Genomic DNA, 17,829 nt, shown 5'->3' with positions numbered 1-17,829 from the left:
TAAAGATTAAAAAAATAATCACAATTAAATCTAAATAAGAATAAAGATTAATTTCTATAATTAATCGATCCTATCCTCCTCAACCACCCTTTCAAAAACCTATAATTCTGACCTTTTTTAGCAATAGTATAGTAATATCTTATCCGAGCTGCTTTTATGGCCTCAAACAACTCTCTTGGATTACATCCATTAATGATTTTAAGAGTTTGCTTCCCGATAATGCCATCCATTTTTAGTTCAGCATTGAAGAATTGATTTAAGGTTCGTTGAACACCTCGGCTTCCCCAGTGTCCACTATTAACGCACCAGTCAAATATGATTTCTTGTAACGAGCCATTTTTAATACTCCCAATTTGGTAATGGTCATAGAATGTATGTTTATAGAAATCCTTCACCAATTGGTTCAGTTCTGGTATATCTATTTTAAAGTTCCTCTTGATTTTTCCATACGTCTCTTTATATGCATCAATGTATTCCCAACCGTCCCAATTTGGATGCAAGTTTCTGGCAACACCCATATAGGTTTCACCACCTCTGTCTCCAGTTACATTAGCGTAATAGCCTTCGTGTTTTATTACTCCATCAAAGAGTTCATCAAATGTTTTCTTCTGCATAAGTTTCATGCTTTGCGTTTAGATTTGAGATTTACATTGTTTACTCCGCTGATTGAACCTCCAAAAAGGAAGTCAATAATGGTGCTTAACTTGGTGGAGATACCGCCATTAATACTGCTTACAAAGGCTATTTGCCAATCTTGCAACTTTATGGTTTGAAAAACAAAGTAATTCAACATTAGTGTGGTCAACCCAATCCATGCAAGCAGGAAGAATATAGCAAAGGTCTTTTGCAGCCAATTATCCTGGGCATACATTTCTCGAGCAGAGTCTCGATCGGCAACTGCCATTTTAAAAAGTTCCATTTTGCCTTGAAGCTTTTCCTCTTGTGTGGTAAATATCTCATCAATAAGTTTCGTGCCTGCCTTTATGGTTTCGGCGGCACCTGCATTTGCAAGTTTTCTAAATAGTTTCATTCAATTTTTTATTATCTCAGGCAATGCCTGTCATCGTTCTACAAATTTTAGGATGGTATCGAGCTTCTCATTAAGCTGCTTAATGGTTTGGTGAAATAGTTCCTTACTCACATAAATCTCCTTAGAGCTATCACGTAAATCGGAGATGCGTTTATGCAGAACAACAAATTTATTTTCGCATGATTCCAGTTCTTTTGAGAGATGAGCAATGTCTTTCTCGAGTAAATCGGTTTTAGCTTCTACCGTTTCTTTTGTTGCATTTTTTGAAAGTGCATTGCGAATTACAAATGAAACTACACCCACAATTAAAGAGCTGAACCCAGCAATCACTAGCCAATAAAATTTCATATTCATCTCTTCCATTTTAGAATATCTTTATAGTTTCATTACTGCCATTAGGGAAGCGGTTTTTCTCCATGGTGGCACTTTGATTCTCTATGTGCATAATAGCATCCACATCATGCTCCCAGTCACTACCACCTTTTGAAGTGCCATCACGATTAGCTTTAAAAACAAGGATAAACGAAGTACCTGGGTAACGCTTCTTTAATGTCTTAAACTCATCCGGTTTCATGCCTACAGTTTGCGTACTGTCAAAGAATACAGCATCATAACCTTTAAATTGACTTGGGTTGTAATCCTCAACAAAGTGAATCGGACTTTTGATTTTTAGTCGTAATAGCTTTTCTTGCAGCGAACCTTTAACGCCCTCCTCATTTGAAACGTAAAGCACCTTTAGTTTTTTTGCTGCCAACACATCAGCCAACAGCATGGCTACTGAACTCTTCCCATGAAAGCGCTGACCATAAATCATCAAGTAAAATGGTTTGTATGGTTGACCAAGTAGTTTGCCGAACTTTCCACCAATGGATAAAGTTGAAAATTTCATTTTGGCCAGTTGATCAGCTGATACTACTTGATTGGATTTAACTACATGGCTTACGGTATTGCTTGATATATGTACCTTTGGCGTTTTTATGCCACTACTAATTTTTGGCTTCTTAGTAGTGGCGTTTACTTTCCCAATCCGGCAAGTCCTTTCAAGCCTTTTAACTGAACATTGGTAACAAGCAGTTTGTCGCTCTCCAGATAAGCATGCAAATGCTTTTGAACATTCTTAACTTGTTCAAACTCCTTTTCAGACTTCTTGACCTTACCATTTTTTAATGAATTGGTAACAGTAGTCAATAGTCGTTGGGCTTTTGCTTTGGTGATATTCCCATAAAGGTTGATAAAACGTTTAATCAGGGCAACTGCCGGAGTTACTCCATAATCATCAACAATATCTTTCAGTTTTGAATACAATGAATTAGGAACATCAAATTTACAAGTACCGTTCATTTCCTTGTAGGTCTTTATTAGATCATTGCCAATACTCTTAATTTCGGCTGCATACTTGCTTGTCTTACGGATGGTCTTTTCAGTTGCTGCCTTTTGAATTACTTTATACAGCAATGATACCTGACGTTCACTTACCCTTTTGTTATGAAAGTTGAGATAACGTTTAATAACCTTTATTTCCAATGGCATTAAATCAACCTCGATAGGCTTGCGTTGTGCCTGTTTAGAAGCTGCTGTTTTCTTTGTTGAAGTCTTCTTGGATGCATCATCCTTTCTCGTCACAAATTTTGTCGATTTTTGTGACGAAGAAGTCTTCTTTTTCTTACTTCCACGATACTCTTTTAAAGCTTCTTTATACTGACCTGATTCCTTATCCAGGATATTTAAAGGATGTCTATCTGGCAATTCCTTAAAGCGTTTGTGACTTTGGTTGAGGAATGGTTCCACAATCTTAAAATGATTGTCCAGCATTTCTTTAATATCCTTATCCTCATTGTAGAAATCAGCAAAAGAATCAAATTCCTTATGTGCTTCACGAGCTGCTTCTGGTAGTTTTTTGAAATCTATATTCTTGGTAGCTTCCTTATAATTCTTAACTGTAAGTTTCATGCTATGTGATATTATGTTTTAGTAACCTGTTTATGATTATTCGCTGCCCTTCGCAAGGGCTTACAGACCTGCCACAGCTTTAAGTTGTTTCTGTTTTATCAGGATGGCTTTTGCCCGGAGCTTTACCAGTTTTAGTTTCTTACCCTGGGAAATATTGATGGTCTTGCCTTTTGTGACTGCCTGTTTTTGTTTGGCTAACTTTTGAGGGAATTGTTTTTTATCCTGTTCAAACATCTCCATCGCTTCTTTGGTCAGGCTATCTGTAGTGTCAGTTTGTTTTGGACTTTTCTCCAGGTACTGTTCAAAGTAATTTCTAGGAACCTTTACTGATAGGCTAAAACGTTCACCAAGAAGATTAATCAGCTTAGACATTTTATCGGTGGTCACCGAAGCTCTCATATTGCCCGATACCATCTCAAAACCATCCCGGTTATTGACCAGAAGCTTCACAACCTCTTTGTCGGTGTAAATAGTAATATGGCTCTTGGTTTTGGGCATGATGATTTTGAAAGTATCGTCAAAATGCCTGGCTATGGTTATTTTGTTTTCGGTGCTAATGGTAGCTCCATTACGTAAGCTCATGATGTGCTTTTGTAGTTTTGTAATTGGCGCAACTACATAACTATTGGCATTATTGTCGTTGTTATCTGGCGACCATGCCTCACTCATCAAAATCCCCTTTTTAACACCTTTGCCTTTGGTGGTGAAGCTGACTAGCTTTCCTGAAAAATCGGCAGCGCCTTGCAGAATATTTCCGGTAACGATGTAGCGGATTTGTCTATCCAGGGTAAAGGCCTTAATAGCTTCATCCCACTTATCAATCAGACTTTCTTTTTGAGGAGTGAATAACTGAAAGCTACGAGCCTGGATACGTTCAATTTCTTTTGCTGTGTCTCCCGATGAAGCAAGTACAATGTATTTGCGACTATCAGCAATGGCAAAACGTAGCTTTACTGCCGATGGTGCATAAGGATTCTTGCGCTTGGTATTAATATCAAATCCAAGGAATATACAATAGGCATTATCGCTGCTATCAGTTTCGAAGCTCAATGCAGGATAATGGTAGCCATGTCCAATTTTAAAGAACTTGAAGAAGTTATTCAGGTAGTTTTTTCGGTTTTGACTTTGGGTTTTAATCCTGTTTTCATCCAAACCTTTGGCTTCAATAATCTCATCTTCACGCTCGCTGATATACTGCATGCGTTCCTGCTTATCAAAGACCGGAATCTTTTGATAACCCTTCTCATCGGTGATACCATCTAATAAACCCTTGTACTTGGTTTCTAGTTCTTGTAAATCAGCATTCAGTTTATATTGTACATGTTTCTCATGCGCTGCAATAGTTTCTTGCTTGATGCTGTCCGGGAGCTTACCATTCAGGTGCTTTTTTATCAGCTTCTCCAGTTCTGGTTTGCCATATGGTTTCTTCAGGACGTTACACTCACACTTTTCCAAAAAGGTATCATTCCCAAAAACAGAACGCCCACCTTTACCTGCGATGACCACGCTTTTCTCAAGTGATACGGCTTTTAAGTCCAGTATTTCAACCTCCAGGTCATATTCATCCGCTTGTTTGAGGTATTCGATGTAATCGTTGTAACGCTCAATCACCTCTTGGTAGAATTTCTCCTGCTGCTTAACCGATAATACAGCTACACGTCCGCTTACTTTAGATGCATCGCCTTCGGATGGTGTTTCATCGCTTTCTTTACCCTCAAATTTTAAAGGATTATCCAGGGCTTTGTTTAACTCTGGATTTTCCATCATGTATTGACGAACCACCTTATCACCATACTTATTCAAAAAGTCATCCGATTCTAATTGTGACTTGCTACTCTTTTGGTTGGAGGTGGTATTGGCATCCAATGATTTCAGCTTCTTTTTAAGCATCATCATAAACCGCTTTTGTGCCGGGATGGACGAAATAATGTAATCGTAAATCGGTTTCATTATCTGTCCTGTGCGATTGATACGTCCACGCTTTTGAATCTCGGTGTTGATATTCAGTTCTGGTTGAAGTATCACCATCACACGCTGCTTCACCTCTTTCGCAGGCACTTTATCAGTGATAATGGCATGTGCCGAAGCTCCGGTAGAACCACTCTGATTAATGAGTAGGCAGTCAATTTCATTATCATTGAACTGACGAAATAAATCGGATGTATTTTCCTTTTTCCGCTTTAAAACTAAAGCGGTTGTATTTTGAGTTTTGGTTGAATTGTATTGAACACAGAGCTTACGTCCGGTTACTTCACCAACCGTATAGCCAGCTTCTTTTATTTTCTGAATGATTAAATCAAGTGGACTGATAGTAATTCCGGTAGAAGCTTGTTCAATACGCTTGACAATATCCCGATAGGCATACTGTGCATCCTCCGATAAGTCAGAAATATTAAAGGTTTTACCTTGACTTTCTCCATCAATATCCTTTTCAGTATAGCGAAGAACTGAATCCAATCCTTTTTCCAGTACTGTTGAGAAATCACCGTTTATGATATCATCCGGTTTGGCCATTCCCTCCAGGAAACTTCCCATTGTGGAAGCAAAGGCAATGATGGGTTTCTTTCCTTCTTTTAATCGTTGAATAGCATGGTCAGCCACATCGGCAGCATTTAAGCTAAAAAGAAGCTGGTTGATAACATTGAATACCTTGGAGAAATAAGGAATATTGTCAACCCCTGCTTTCTCTGTTCCCTTTCGGGTTTCAACTTCCTTACTTTCGGCTGCTGCAATCTTATCAAGCTCTTTAACTTGCTTAGTAATGTATTTTTCCTGGAACCCAATAATATCACGTATGATGGAAGTAACCTTATCGGCTATGTCAGCTTGCTGTTTGGCTTTTTCTTTTAGTTCGATGTAGTTGACTTCCACACCTTCAAATGAGCGTTCACGCCTTATCATTTGCCCTTCAGAAACCAGTTGTGCTGCCAACACTTCCTGTAGTGCCACACCACCATTTGAGATGGCTTCCACCAAATCTTCTTTGGGCATATTGGCATCGCTCATGGATGTCTTTTGCGCATAGATGGGCATGTTATCAGGTCGCTTGGCAAAAGTTGCCGATAGGAAACACACGCCCTTAGTTTGACGTAGTACATCTTGCATAAATTCACCTGTATTGGAACTTCCGGAAGCATTATGTGCTTCATCCATGATAATGATATTCTTGCCTGCTGCTGATAATAGAAGTTGCTGTTTTGCAGGTTTCTTGGGCTGATTAAATTGTGAATAGGTGGCACAAACAAAGTTGTAATTATTCGGCACTTTTTTGCTTTTGATAATGCTTTCCTGAGTTGACTTCTCTGGAGCCGTATAAACAATTTCACCGCTCTTGTCCTTGATGTTGGTTTTGCTCTCTTTGGTATTTACGATAAAGGGAACCAGAGCAGAACTGCCTATATCGGATAAATCACGATACAAGTCAGTAAATAGATTTGGCTTTTCGGATAGGAAGATGGGTTGTAAACCACTTTTTACTCCATAACGAATCAATGCAGCTGCTGTTCGTCCTTTTCCAATCCCTGTTTGATCACCAACAATAATTCCCTGCTTGCGCTTTTCGATATTGTAGATTGCCAGAGAAACTGCATCAATCTGTTCGCACGAAAGAGCTTTCACCAAATTTTCATTTTGGTAATCCAGCTTTTCAGCTACATAATCAAACAGTGGCATCCCTATGCTTTTCTTGATTTTACGTATAGCGATATGCATTTCATGTCCCATCGAATCAGGAACCGTTGTATCCAGGATAAATCCTTTTTCGGCTGCAGGTATGTATGCCATTCCCAAACCTTGAACTCCCAACATGCCTTGTAGGTATTCATGTTCGTTTTGAGCTAGTTTTTGACTGCGGATAAAACTTTTGTTATCCTTGGTAGAAAAACCCAATTCGATTAGCCGGGAGACAATATGTTCCTTTGGATTTTGACTGAACTTGACTGTTATGCTGCTTTTACTGAATTTAATATCTGATTTCATTTGGAGAGTTGCTTTTGTTTGATTTGAATGGCTTTAGCTATTAGCTTTAGAAGGTTTTTTGTTTGAGTTTCGCCGCTTTTGTGCTCAGGCTCTAACCATACCCTGTCCCAAAGCTCCTCATGCGTTGATACTACAGAACTATGAAGATTATTCTTTAGTGGAGCTGCACCTTCGGGTACTGACTTTGCACCACCAATTAAAACCAATCGGGTATTAATTGATGTTCCTTGCCTGGAGTAAAGCTTTTTGCCGTTAATAGGTATGATGTCTTCAACCTTGTAAAAATGATAGAGGTAATTAAGGAAGATGCGGTTCGTTCCTGCGGTGACTCGACCATGTTTATCCCATGTGGTATGGCCACCGATGATAATGACTGCCTTGCCATTGTCTTTCATGCAACGTAAGGCATTTAGAGCCATTGCATGCTCCAGGCGTTTTATCTTGAATTTACCAAACAGAATGGGTTCAGAAAGTGAACCAAAAGGTGGGTTTGTAATCACTCCGTCAAACTTTCGGTCATAAGCTGCTGGCGGTTTCAAAGCATCCCAAGAGCTAACCTTTGCAAAAGGTTGATCTTTCAAGTTTTCGAGCCGTACATCGTCTAGTTCGTTGACATGAGTAAAATGATAAGGTAGAGCGATTGTCAGAAGTCCATTCCCTGCCGATGGCTCAAGGTATAAAGGAATAGTATTTGCGCTTAGAATGTAACTCGATGCTAAAAACGATATGGGTGCAGGAGTCGAATACTGCTGCATGAGTACGCTCATGCTTGTGCGCATGGATAGATTGACCTGTGATTGATAAAGGGCTACAATATCAAGGTACTTCTCGTAGGTAGTCAATGAGCTGTCGTGTGCTATCTCTCGTGCATTCAGGACTATTGCCAGTTCGGTAAATTCCTTAACCAAGTTCTTATTGGTAATACCGAAGCCTTTAGCAATGCTTTCAATTGTGGTTTTAGAGTGCTTACGACCATTGTGCAATTCCTCACGAATCCTTGATATGTAGCCTTTTTTATCCATCTAAAGAATATTGAAATACAATGATGACCTATTTAGGTTTGGTCATTTCTATCGTACTTTTCTTATTATCGTTGTATGTGAAAACAAGTTGGTTCTTATCCTTATCGATAGCTATATTTTTAACCCCGGCAGCTTCTAATGAGACTAAAAATGAACTGAGCTGTGTAGGTAGTTTAGGATTGGTACTATCAAAAGAACCATGATAAAACGTACCCGTATTTTCAAGAAAGCCATAGGCTTTTTTAGCCCCAATATTATCGGCAATTTTTAATTGACCATATAGGATCCGGCAGATATAATCCGGCACATTATCACTGTAACGATGATAATAGGCAAATACCTGTGAGTATGGCGATATCGCGTAAAAAACAAACGAACCTCCGGATATTCCAGCATCCCCGTTCTCAAAACTTTGAAACTCTGTCTCGCTAAAGAAAATCTGATTGTTCCCCTTGTCTTTGAAGAAATAGTAATAGTTTTCTTGTAGGCACTTCTGTTCAGTAAGAAAAAGAATACTATCCTTTATTTGGAGCAAATAAGTATTCAATGATTTCTGCCATATGTTGACGTAGTAAAAGTTAACGGTCGATTTCCTAATTTCAATTGGTCTTTCAACCACTAAATTAACATCCTCGTAACTACTCCCTTTGAGTGTAAGCATATAGGAAAAATCGCGAATGGTTAAGGGAGCTTGAGTATCGTCGATATAATCTCCTGTCTCAAACATGAGCGTGATTCCATTAAAGTCATCACCACTTTTTAATTTAACCGACTTAGGTAGAGAATCTATCAATAACTGTATTTTGCTTAAGGGGGTATCTTTGGGGATATTAAATTGCTTGCGTTTACTATCGAATGTAAACCCAGCAACCGTTTGCTCTTTATCTGGATCAAAAACACTTTGGAAGATTTTTGTATCTCCATTTTCTATCCCCAAATAGGCATAAATACCATTGGACGCCCATTCTCCAGTTTTTAGAAGAGGTGGATTGTTACCCATAAACATCTTAATTGTTCCCATATGTATTTTTAGTATTAAGTATTGAGATAAGAGTATCAAGATTATTTACATGATGGCTATAGTCTTGTGTCTTGATACTTATGTCTTCTATCTTTTTTTTAAATTAATGAATAAGCCTTGTTAAAAAGCTCGTTAGTGATGTAATTGCCTCCATTCTCTACCTTGGCAATGGATAGTACCAGTAGTCGTAAAGTGTTTTTTGTTGGCAGAAGTTTTGCTGATTGATTAACCTTTAAATCCCGACAAACCGTAGCGATGTATGCTGCTGTATTATTCTCATGCTTTGGAGCGTATTCGCTAATCAAAGTGGGAACCGTATTCTTGCCTTTTTCAATGTCATGCTTGAGGTCTTTAATCATCGCACGGACACCATAAACAGGTGCGATAAACATTTCAAACCGCCTGTCCTTATTTTGCTCTTTTGGTAGTTTGCCGTTCCACTTAATATTGGTGTAAACCAGGTTACCAGGATTGTTGTTTCTAATGCCTCTTGGAGCATTGTTCATGTAAGTATTTCCACCATTCCAATTGCGAAAATTACCAGGCAAGGTATTGTTGTTTGTGGTCAGGATATTTGATGGACTCTTGTCGGAACCACTTGGGGGCAATAGCTTGCCTTTACCTGCTTTTATTGCTGACAAACGTCTGTTTCGTCTGCGAATAAGTAAAGCGGCTGTTACTATTGCCCCTGTGGTTAACACCCCTCCCGAAATAAATAATATCTTTCTGTTCATAAACCCTGCTAGTCAATGTAATAGCTCATTGTTTTTATAATTAAATCAGGCATTGCCTGTTAGAGAGGGATTCCCCATGCATCGAACTTGGGCTTGATTCTAGCAATCTCTTTATTGCTCAATTCGAAGCGTAGCCAACCAATCAGGTTGTATTTCTGACCTAAAAAAGCTGCCCGACCTCCCCATAAGTACATTTTCATTCCAAAAGCTCTTATCACCAATAGCATATCATCCTTGTTTTTGATTTTATCAATGGTGCTATAGATGGTCTTTTCATCCGTTCCAAAATTTAGCATAGCACCGTAAAGGGTATTCGCAAACAAAGCGGCATCTGATGGTGAGATGGTCAGGTTCTCCTTATTTAGCGACATATCCTTTAATGATGGAGCAACAGTAGAAGAAGTCCCATCCGGATTTTTATTCAGCAATCTTTTAATGAGAATGACACCCACACCAATAGCCACAAGTGGAACACCGATTTTGACACCTGTTGTAAGCAATGCTGCTTTATTTGAATTAATATTTTGCACTTTCAGTTTATTGTTTAAAAGCTTAATAAGAAATACGCTACTGATTCCGATAATATCACAGGCATTGCCTGTTATACCGATTACTAATCAAAACGCGCCTTTAGTGCGTTTCACTTCTAAAAACCCATTGATTATGTATCGGCATAATACCAGAGCCTTATGATGTTTGATTGGTATTAGATAAACTTCAATGCTGTCTTAATTATTTGAGGATTCTTCGCCACTTTTTCCAATAGGCGAATGATGTCTTCTTGCTCAACCTTGTTGACTGCGTTTTGGATCAGATTACCGACTTTTTTAACTGTTTCCGGGGCTTCGGATTCGATTGTGATTCCTACTTTGAATTTTCTCATGATTATGTATTTTTAATCTTATCTAATTTTAATTGGCTTCTTCTGATTGTGATTCTTGAATAGACTGACTCAGAAATGCCAATGTTTCATTGATCAGTTCTGCTTTATCCATACATAAACCAACGATGTTGGCAATCTTGGCTACCTCTTGCAAATCCCAAGTGGATAAAGCATCTGAAAGATTCTTGATGATAGCTACCTTCTTTTTGTCTTCGGGAGTCTGTGGCGTACCAACTTCATTTATCTCTACATTGGCATCCGGTATAATTTGCTGTTCTTCACCAAGGTCATCATCAACGATACCCAAAGCTCCTTTTAATTCATCCGGACTAAGCCCTAATAATTCTGCTGTTTTGGGAGAGTTACTGAGTATTTTTCCACCTATACCTGATATAACACCCACCGCCACACGCTTCATTATTTCATTGGGAGCATAACCAGCTAGTCGGCTCTCCAATTCTGATTTCTCATTTTTTAGTTCTTTGTTTTCATTTACAAAGCGTTCTCTATCCACTCGAAGCTCTGCATTCTCACTGCTTAGCTTTTCCAACTTTTCTTGTAGCATGGTATGGCGCGTCTCGAACTTGAAATCATCCAGTTGCTTTTGATAGTTAATTCGTTCAACTTCCTTGTTGTTACCCGATAGTGCATTGAACAAACCAAACAGGCCTTCGACCTTACTTCTAGCTTGTTCATTTTCTCCAGTAAAAAGCCCGAGTAAGCCTTCAATCTCTCCCAAACCGTTGGTGTTACCTTGTGTTTGGTGCTGCTTCATTTCTTCTTTAATAATGGTTTGAATCTCGGCTTTCTCTATAGGTTTTTGGGTTGGATTCAACAGTCCACTAACGTTAATTGTGTAGTTGTTTAAGCTTCGAGCATTGGGGCTCTTGCCACCAAATACACTCACTCGCACCATTGAGTGAGATTGTTTTGCTTTTTCAATGGCACTCTCAATGTCCTGATTGAATTTAGCCGTTCCAGAGGTTCTTGAAGTTAAAGCTGTTTCATCGGCTCCGGTAAGCAGGTATATTTCATAGGCGTATGGGTATTTCTGCTCTACCTCGGAACGCTTTAAAAAATCGTATATGCTTTGTATTTGTTCTTTGTAATCTAACATGTCTTTAGTATCAAGTAGTGGGTATCAAGGTTATTTACAGCTTGTAAATCATTGTGTCTTATTGCTTCATTATTAACTCCCACTGTGTGGGTTCCTGTGAGGGATTATTTTTACAAACTCTAGTCTATATGGAGTGAAGTCTTGCGCAGCGGTTTTAATATCGATATAATCGGTAAAAACCTGATAACGGTATTCATCCATAAAGTCATATTCCTGGGGTGAAGCTGTAAATACATTATCGCTACTTACCAATTCTAGTTCCTCAATTGTTGCAGGCAATCCTCTTGTATTTAGAATCCACATGTCGTTTTTCAAATCAATGGACATATCAGCATTGCTAACACTTATAACCGTAGGTTTCAATTGATAGCTATCAATGGTTCGCATCCCGGCAACACGGTCTTTGGCGATGGTGTGTAATAACTCACTCGTGTTCATCTTATTAAAATTTTAGATTTTCAACAGCATTCAATGGAACTCGCATGAATCGCTCACTCACAAATAAGCAATGACTATTTACTCGTTTCATATTGGATATAGATTCTGATGGTTAGCAAATGAGTATCACTATTCTTGTTGCTCTTGAAAATCGTATGAACATTGCTGTTAACATCAAGTGGTTCATGGAAAGGGATTACTTCTTTGCTCATGTGTCGAACCTTACGATTAGCCGTTACCATATGATCACGAAGCAAGAAACTGTTACCATTTACCAATAAGCTGATATTACCACATTCATATGACTGTGGCTGATTATACACTTGAATCGTTCGCTTGAAGATTTCCTTTCTGTGAGAATAGAAAAATATGAGTGTTTGCTGTGCAATAAAGTCTGTAAAATCGAGATCATTCATTCCTTGTGCTTTATCAAAAAGCCCTGCCTCGTTGTAGATATAATCTGTGAATTGCTCATTGAACAGCTTGATGATACTATCATTTAGCGCTTGTTGCTGCTGTGTATTCAAGCATGGAAAAACTATATTATTACTCAGTACCTTAACAATCTCTGGAAGGATATTACTTTCAAAAAAAGAACGACTATCAATCTGGTTGGTACGCGTACGCAGGTAAGAGTAGAATAAGTCAGCTATCTTATCATCCAACAGTAAATCGGTGATTAAGGCTTGAGGAAAGGAAAGTTCTCCAAGGACATCTTCCACCATAGCATCTTGCTTAGCTATTGCATTTACAGCAATGCCAGTAATAAGCTTACATGAAGCTGGTAGTAAGTCCTGAACATTCAGGTGGCCATTACCCTCAGATTGGTGGGTTATTACAAAGTATCTTTTCATTATTCGGGAGTTGAATGTTATTTAGGCTCTACATCAGCAAGCAGGTACACTCGTACATCGTAGCTATCAGCTACTGCCAGGTTTTCACTATTGTCTTTGTAAATGATACGAATAGGACTATTCTTGGCTTTTTCATTAACCGGGAAGGCTACATCTTTAATACTCATGTCATCGCTGTGGTGTAGTAGAGCCACCTCGGTATCATCAGGTATTATTTCGGTGTCATCAATCCAAACCCGAAGCGTTGCTCCTTGCAAAGCTTGCTGATTCGAAAGGCGTAAGAAGATGCCTTTAATACGGTCATGTTCTGTTTTAGTATTGCCATTAAATTCAAAAGTATCACCTTTTTTAACCTCGAATTTTACGACTTGCAGTTTCTTAATAGTGGTATTTTGTTCTTCCATTGTATAGGGATGTTTTAAAGGTAAAGGGGCGATAGCTATACCGCCCCTTTACATGTATGGATTGCGTTATTTAGCGCATCTATAATAAGCCTCTTGTTAGTATGGTTTTACTCTCTACTTAAGATGGGCTAAATAACTTACCTAGGCTTTCTCTGTCATTGTTCCCAATAGCGTAATCTTCACGGCTGGATTGAAAACCTTATCACCTGCCACTGACTTTGGCATGTTCAATTTTGGTGTGATATCCATTGATGGTTTTAACCATTTTGGATTGGCCAACTTATACTGAAACTTACGTTTTGTCGTATCACTATCATCGAATACCGCACATGATATTTCAGGTAAGATTACCTTAGTTCCCAAAGTCATTTCAAACGTACCGTTGGTAATCTGAGGAGGAAAAGCAAACTGACCAAATGCAAAATCTGCCGGGTCGTTATCCTCTTCTGATGAACCATGAGCGTACTCCAAAACAATATCTGTAAGCAAGAAATACTTGCTGCTATCCAATTGGGCACGGTTCAAGTTGGTACGACCAGCCTTTTTATCATCCGATGCTTCCATCAAATCAATATCCGATTTGTCCTTGATACTTTTTACCGTGTAGATTGCTGCATCAACGGTTTGCATACGTGCATCTTTCAAGGCTTTTTGAATATCTGCAGGCAGCTGTTGTCTGCGTAATTCAAACTGACCTTTGGATGTCAGGCTTTTAGTTAAACCTGTTTTGACGGCTGTGCTTCTTGAACCAGCATTAAACGACCTGCGAATGGCACGTCTACGACTGGTACGTCGGCGTCCTCTTCGTGCTCTACGTCTGCGCCAGCGTCTGCTACGACCAAGTTCACCAATACCTTCGGTGGCATCATCCTGGTCTTCTTCTTTCTCTAATGCTTCCTCTTCTTTGTCAAGTAAAGCTTCTTCTAAACCTTCAACTTCTTCCATTGAAGGGTATAAATCATTTTGCTCATTGATCTCTGCCATGATTTTTACTTTTTGTAGCTTAATTAGCTTGTTATTATTTAATTGTCTCTGTACTCAATTCTGTAAATCTCGATACTCATTTTAGGATTCCATCATATCTCCAGAAAAGATATCATAGTCCATGCTGTCTGGTCCAATGATCTTAACCTTTCCAACCTGTTCATCATCATCTGAGCCAATTGGTTCATCTGACATGGAAAAGTCACTAGCTGCACTTCCCACTGGCTCATCGCTCATACTGAAATCTGATGCTCCCGAAACAGAAGCTTCAATCTCACGCTCAATATCAATATCTGCTGCAGGAAGAGCTTGTGTTACCGGATTAAGAGTCTGTAATCCATCCACCTCTTCGTAGTCGGTATAAGCATCATCGCCCATAACACCTTCCAATCCTTGTAGGATGGTTTTACCAGTGGCTTTTTTAACCATTGCTTCCACGCCTGCACCTGCAGCACCTACCAAACCAATTCTGATGTATTCATTCTTGGTAAACTGGGTGCCAACTAAACCACCCATGGTTATCACTGCCGGAATGAGGTATTGTTTCATGTCCGTGCCCATTAGTCCTGTGACTGTTGAACTTTTTTGAAACTTTTTGAGAGCATATTTCCCAACAGCAAACCCTGCTACGGCAGCAATGGGTTTACCTATGTTGTTGGTCGCTTTCATAAAGTCAATCTTTTGTGCCCTACTTGAAGTAGGTGTTCTTGATGTTTTTCGTACTGCCATTTTTATGAAATTTAAAATCTGTTATTAACTAAGTGTTATTGATCCGAGTGATCCTTTTCTGCTTGATTTTTTGGTACTTGTTTTTGGTTTATCATGCTTATCTCTAAGCATCAAATAGGCTCCGGTACCGATAAGCGCTGCCACACCAATTCCGATTCCAATTTTTGCGCCCTTGCTGATGCCTTTCTTTGTATTAATAGAGCTTGGTGCTATTGTCGTGTTCATCGATGGTTGTTGTGTCATCGTTGGTATCATAGGCATGTTTTGATTAATCTGTGGGAAGCTATAATTTGGTATTACTGGTGCTATTGGTTGAACTATATTCTGAGGAAGAGCCTGCTGCGGTTGAGCTTGTGTTCTGGATTTAAACTTATTTTTTATCTTATTGAAAATGTTTTTTACGGGTTTCAACCAGCTTTTGATTTTAGCTAATACGCCTGTAGCTGCACCTATCGATACCGCTGTAGCAGGTTCACCCAAATTTCCCAACTCGGCTAATTCACCAATTGCTTCCAAAGCTTTAAGGCCATTAATAATACCATGTAGCGTAAAGTCAGAACTTTTTTGTTTAGCACCTTTTAGGATGGCTCTTTTCAGATATTTATCTCTGCCCTGCAAACCCTTGAATAGTTTTCTAACTCTGCCGTGTCGTTTCTTTAAGTCTTTTAACTTGTTGGCATCAACACCATATTTGTTTGCCAGTTGTTCTGGTAAATAAGCATATTGCAGTTTCTTTGAAATGCCAAACATATTTAATCGAAGTGCAGCTAATAAGCCATTTCGAATAGCAATGGATAAAGGGTTGAAACGAATAATTGCTTTGACAACTTTCTTGGTTACTTTGGCTACAGCTTTTCCTGCTTTTTTGATTCCCCTACCAATCTTTTTACCAATGCGTCTAAGTGATTTAAAGAAACCTCCCAGGCCTCTATCTCCACTCAAGCCATCTATTGACTCATCATGATCATCTATTTCCGTTAGTCCTTCAATGGCATCTGCATCATATTTAATATGTCCGTTGGCAACAAGTTTGGCTTCGATGGTTGAGAGCTTGTCTAGTACTGCATCTCGTTTGGGTGTGTTCCAGAATTTAATGGCCTGGTCAACCATTGATATGAATTGATCAGGGTTTTGTATATGTGCCATTTTGGCTTTATTATCCTTATTCCTTAACAGGAAATTACGGGTACGAACTAAATAGCGATAAGTGGCATCTTCGGCATTACCTAATCCATTAATTGTCTCTTCAAAATCAAAACCTGATACAATGGCCATGAGGTCTTCATGTTCACCTTGTACTTGTCTTCCTCCACTTAGATCGATGCCTGACAAAACAGATATGGGTAAGCCCAAAGTACTGGTTCCTGTTAATCCATTTATACCGCTAAGTCCGGCTAACTCCAATGGAGCCATATTAAAGTCTGATCGTTCAAAACTGTATGGTTTCTGGTAATCGAATTTTGATAATACTGGGTCAATGACTATTTCATCCTCTGAATCGCCTATAGCAGGGACTATTACATAGATATGCTGATAGTTCTGTTTGCCATCATACTTGGTAATACGGAGTTTAAAAGGAATGCCAAGACATTTTAATATAGAACCAACAAAAATGCTGTAGTCATCGCAATCGATACCTGATGATGTAAGGCCTTGCTGTTTGAACTTCATCTGACCATCCAACCAACTGCGAGCCGGGGTACGAAGCTGTTCTGTTCCGTCATCATCTTTCTGATACTGTAGGTAATTGTATGCAAAATTGAAGATGTTTCGACAAGTATCTTTTACTTCGCCTGGCTCAGTATGCGATCCACTTTTAAGCATTTTAGCCAGGTCTTCTACTTCTCTGTAATGATCGGCTATTATTTCAATACAGCTTTCAACTGTTTCCAGTACATTGCCATTCTTGACGAAAGTTTCTGTTCCTGTGGCTCTTTTTATAAGATTATTATACTTGCGACCATCCTGGGTATTACGAGGGCCGGATACTATACCAAGTTGCCCCAATGCGAATCCGCTCATTGTAGTAGTGCTTTTAAATGATGATTGTGAACTTTCAGGTAAGCTGTAAGCTTGATTAGAAGTACTTACAATTCCTGTATCAAAACCGGCTGTGCCAGTTGTTAAATTTTGTGTGGTAGTAATAGTTTCGCCATTGACACTTAAGTTCAGTGTGAAACTCAAATCGGCTTTAAGCTGTGCGGTGTTTTGGAGTAGTGCAATTGATAGGCCTTTACCCAATAGGTTCAGATAAGGTACTTGGAATAAGATTTCAGGCTCTTGTGTTGAGCCTGCTACAATAGTTAAGCCTTTAATGTTAGGAGTGGAATAAGCAACAGCCGAACCTTTGTATTTGGCGACAACTTGATTTACGGCTATAGTGATGGGTACTTGGGTGGGATTGTAGCAACGGAGTTTAACAGCAAACTGAACTTCTTGTAAATTCAATTTATGAATGCGGAAGCCAAGAAGTGCAAAGTTCATCTTTGCACCTGACACAAGTTTCCTACCTTTTTTAATCAGGTAAAAACCACCGCCAACAACTGCTGCAATTGCTAATGTACCTAAGACCTTTTTTGTGCTTGCTTCCATAGTGGGAGCAAACATAAGATAGGGTTATGGTGGGGATTTTGTTTGCTTTGGTTAGATTTTGTATTAAATGGCTTTTATTGACTATTACCACAT

Annotated in this window: 18 protein-coding genes; all 18 read right to left on the bottom strand. The window is 39.0% G+C overall.

Annotation, left to right across the window (positions count from 1 at the left end):
- Positions 1-47 precede the first annotated feature (47 nt).
- Positions 48-614 (bottom strand): glycoside hydrolase family 108 protein, encoded by a 567-nt coding sequence (locus tag ACRD7B_RS15455; RefSeq protein WP_430825488.1) that lies wholly within the window; start codon positions 612-614, stop codon positions 48-50.
- 5 nt (positions 615-619) lie between these two features.
- A complete protein-coding gene (locus ACRD7B_RS15450) occupies positions 620-1,030 on the bottom strand; it encodes a hypothetical protein (protein WP_430825487.1) in 411 nt (136 codons plus the stop codon).
- Positions 1,031-1,060: 30 nt separating this feature from the next.
- The gene (locus tag ACRD7B_RS15445) at positions 1,061-1,384 is read right to left on the bottom strand and encodes a hypothetical protein (protein WP_430825486.1); all 324 of its coding nucleotides are present in this window, start codon (positions 1,382-1,384) and stop codon (positions 1,061-1,063) included.
- A 10-nt stretch (positions 1,385-1,394) separates the two neighbouring features.
- Positions 1,395-1,919, bottom strand: a complete 525-nt coding sequence (locus tag ACRD7B_RS15440) for a P-loop NTPase family protein (RefSeq protein ID WP_430825485.1) — start codon at positions 1,917-1,919, stop codon at positions 1,395-1,397.
- A 125-nt stretch (positions 1,920-2,044) separates the two neighbouring features.
- Entirely contained in the window at positions 2,045-2,980 is a 936-nt protein-coding gene (locus ACRD7B_RS15435) for a hypothetical protein (protein WP_430825484.1), read from the bottom strand.
- Between the two features lie 60 nt (positions 2,981-3,040).
- On the bottom strand, positions 3,041-6,958 hold the full coding sequence (locus ACRD7B_RS15430) for a strawberry notch-like NTP hydrolase domain-containing protein (protein WP_430825483.1): 3,918 nt from the start codon (positions 6,956-6,958) through the stop codon (positions 3,041-3,043).
- Positions 6,955-7,980 (bottom strand): hypothetical protein, encoded by a 1,026-nt coding sequence (locus tag ACRD7B_RS15425; RefSeq protein WP_430825482.1) that lies wholly within the window; start codon positions 7,978-7,980, stop codon positions 6,955-6,957. The genes ACRD7B_RS15430 and ACRD7B_RS15425 overlap by 4 nt, the downstream gene beginning before the upstream one ends.
- Before the next feature lie 28 nt (positions 7,981-8,008).
- Positions 8,009-9,001, bottom strand: a complete 993-nt coding sequence (locus tag ACRD7B_RS15420) for a hypothetical protein (RefSeq protein WP_430825481.1) — start codon at positions 8,999-9,001, stop codon at positions 8,009-8,011.
- 98 nt (positions 9,002-9,099) lie between these two features.
- Positions 9,100-9,735 (bottom strand): hypothetical protein, encoded by a 636-nt coding sequence (locus ACRD7B_RS15415; protein ID WP_430825480.1) that lies wholly within the window; start codon positions 9,733-9,735, stop codon positions 9,100-9,102.
- A gap of 59 nt (positions 9,736-9,794) precedes the next feature.
- Entirely contained in the window at positions 9,795-10,265 is a 471-nt protein-coding gene (locus ACRD7B_RS15410) for a hypothetical protein (protein WP_430825479.1), read from the bottom strand.
- A 176-nt stretch (positions 10,266-10,441) separates the two neighbouring features.
- A complete protein-coding gene (locus tag ACRD7B_RS15405) occupies positions 10,442-10,618 on the bottom strand; it encodes a hypothetical protein (RefSeq protein ID WP_430825478.1) in 177 nt (58 codons plus the stop codon).
- Between the two features lie 28 nt (positions 10,619-10,646).
- Positions 10,647-11,735 (bottom strand): myosin/kinesin family protein, encoded by a 1,089-nt coding sequence (locus tag ACRD7B_RS15400; protein ID WP_430825477.1) that lies wholly within the window; start codon positions 11,733-11,735, stop codon positions 10,647-10,649.
- A 72-nt stretch (positions 11,736-11,807) separates the two neighbouring features.
- The gene (locus tag ACRD7B_RS15395; RefSeq protein ID WP_430825476.1) at positions 11,808-12,173 is read right to left on the bottom strand and encodes a hypothetical protein; all 366 of its coding nucleotides are present in this window, start codon (positions 12,171-12,173) and stop codon (positions 11,808-11,810) included.
- A 74-nt stretch (positions 12,174-12,247) separates the two neighbouring features.
- Positions 12,248-13,027 (bottom strand): hypothetical protein, encoded by a 780-nt coding sequence (locus ACRD7B_RS15390; RefSeq protein WP_430825475.1) that lies wholly within the window; start codon positions 13,025-13,027, stop codon positions 12,248-12,250.
- Between the two features lie 17 nt (positions 13,028-13,044).
- Positions 13,045-13,431, bottom strand: coding sequence for a hypothetical protein (locus tag ACRD7B_RS15385; protein WP_430825474.1), 387 nt, complete (start codon positions 13,429-13,431; stop codon positions 13,045-13,047).
- Positions 13,432-13,572: 141 nt separating this feature from the next.
- Entirely contained in the window at positions 13,573-14,415 is an 843-nt protein-coding gene (locus tag ACRD7B_RS15380) for a hypothetical protein (RefSeq protein ID WP_430825473.1), read from the bottom strand.
- A gap of 81 nt (positions 14,416-14,496) precedes the next feature.
- A complete protein-coding gene (locus ACRD7B_RS15375) occupies positions 14,497-15,144 on the bottom strand; it encodes a hypothetical protein (RefSeq protein WP_430825472.1) in 648 nt (215 codons plus the stop codon).
- 24 nt (positions 15,145-15,168) lie between these two features.
- On the bottom strand, positions 15,169-17,751 hold the full coding sequence (locus ACRD7B_RS15370) for a hypothetical protein (protein ID WP_430825471.1): 2,583 nt from the start codon (positions 17,749-17,751) through the stop codon (positions 15,169-15,171).
- Between the last annotated feature and the right edge of the window lie 78 nt (positions 17,752-17,829).

It is taken from the genome of Carboxylicivirga fragile, assembly GCF_050589805.1.
Lineage (GTDB): Bacteria > Bacteroidota > Bacteroidia > Bacteroidales > Marinilabiliaceae > Carboxylicivirga > Carboxylicivirga fragile.
The sequence above is the reverse complement of the archived record's forward strand: the minus strand, read 5'-3'. Positions and strand labels throughout refer to the sequence as shown.

Coding starts and splice junctions, on each gene's coding strand:
- ACRD7B_RS15455 (WP_430825488.1), bottom strand. CDS start 614: ATGCAGAAGAAAACATTTGATGAACTCTTTGATGGAGTAATAAAACAC.
- ACRD7B_RS15450 (WP_430825487.1), bottom strand. CDS start 1,030: ATGAAACTATTTAGAAAACTTGCAAATGCAGGTGCCGCCGAAACCATA.
- ACRD7B_RS15445 (WP_430825486.1), bottom strand. CDS start 1,384: ATGAATATGAAATTTTATTGGCTAGTGATTGCTGGGTTCAGCTCTTTA.
- ACRD7B_RS15440 (WP_430825485.1), bottom strand. CDS start 1,919: ATGAAATTTTCAACTTTATCCATTGGTGGAAAGTTCGGCAAACTACTT.
- ACRD7B_RS15435 (WP_430825484.1), bottom strand. CDS start 2,980: ATGAAACTTACAGTTAAGAATTATAAGGAAGCTACCAAGAATATAGAT.
- ACRD7B_RS15430 (WP_430825483.1), bottom strand. CDS start 6,958: ATGAAATCAGATATTAAATTCAGTAAAAGCAGCATAACAGTCAAGTTC.
- ACRD7B_RS15425 (WP_430825482.1), bottom strand. CDS start 7,980: ATGGATAAAAAAGGCTACATATCAAGGATTCGTGAGGAATTGCACAAT.
- ACRD7B_RS15420 (WP_430825481.1), bottom strand. CDS start 9,001: ATGGGAACAATTAAGATGTTTATGGGTAACAATCCACCTCTTCTAAAA.
- ACRD7B_RS15415 (WP_430825480.1), bottom strand. CDS start 9,735: ATGAACAGAAAGATATTATTTATTTCGGGAGGGGTGTTAACCACAGGG.
- ACRD7B_RS15405 (WP_430825478.1), bottom strand. CDS start 10,618: ATGAGAAAATTCAAAGTAGGAATCACAATCGAATCCGAAGCCCCGGAA.
- ACRD7B_RS15400 (WP_430825477.1), bottom strand. CDS start 11,735: ATGTTAGATTACAAAGAACAAATACAAAGCATATACGATTTTTTAAAG.
- ACRD7B_RS15395 (WP_430825476.1), bottom strand. CDS start 12,173: ATGAACACGAGTGAGTTATTACACACCATCGCCAAAGACCGTGTTGCC.
- ACRD7B_RS15390 (WP_430825475.1), bottom strand. CDS start 13,027: ATGAAAAGATACTTTGTAATAACCCACCAATCTGAGGGTAATGGCCAC.
- ACRD7B_RS15385 (WP_430825474.1), bottom strand. CDS start 13,431: ATGGAAGAACAAAATACCACTATTAAGAAACTGCAAGTCGTAAAATTC.
- ACRD7B_RS15380 (WP_430825473.1), bottom strand. CDS start 14,415: ATGGCAGAGATCAATGAGCAAAATGATTTATACCCTTCAATGGAAGAA.
- ACRD7B_RS15375 (WP_430825472.1), bottom strand. CDS start 15,144: ATGGCAGTACGAAAAACATCAAGAACACCTACTTCAAGTAGGGCACAA.
- ACRD7B_RS15370 (WP_430825471.1), bottom strand. CDS start 17,751: ATGTTTGCTCCCACTATGGAAGCAAGCACAAAAAAGGTCTTAGGTACA.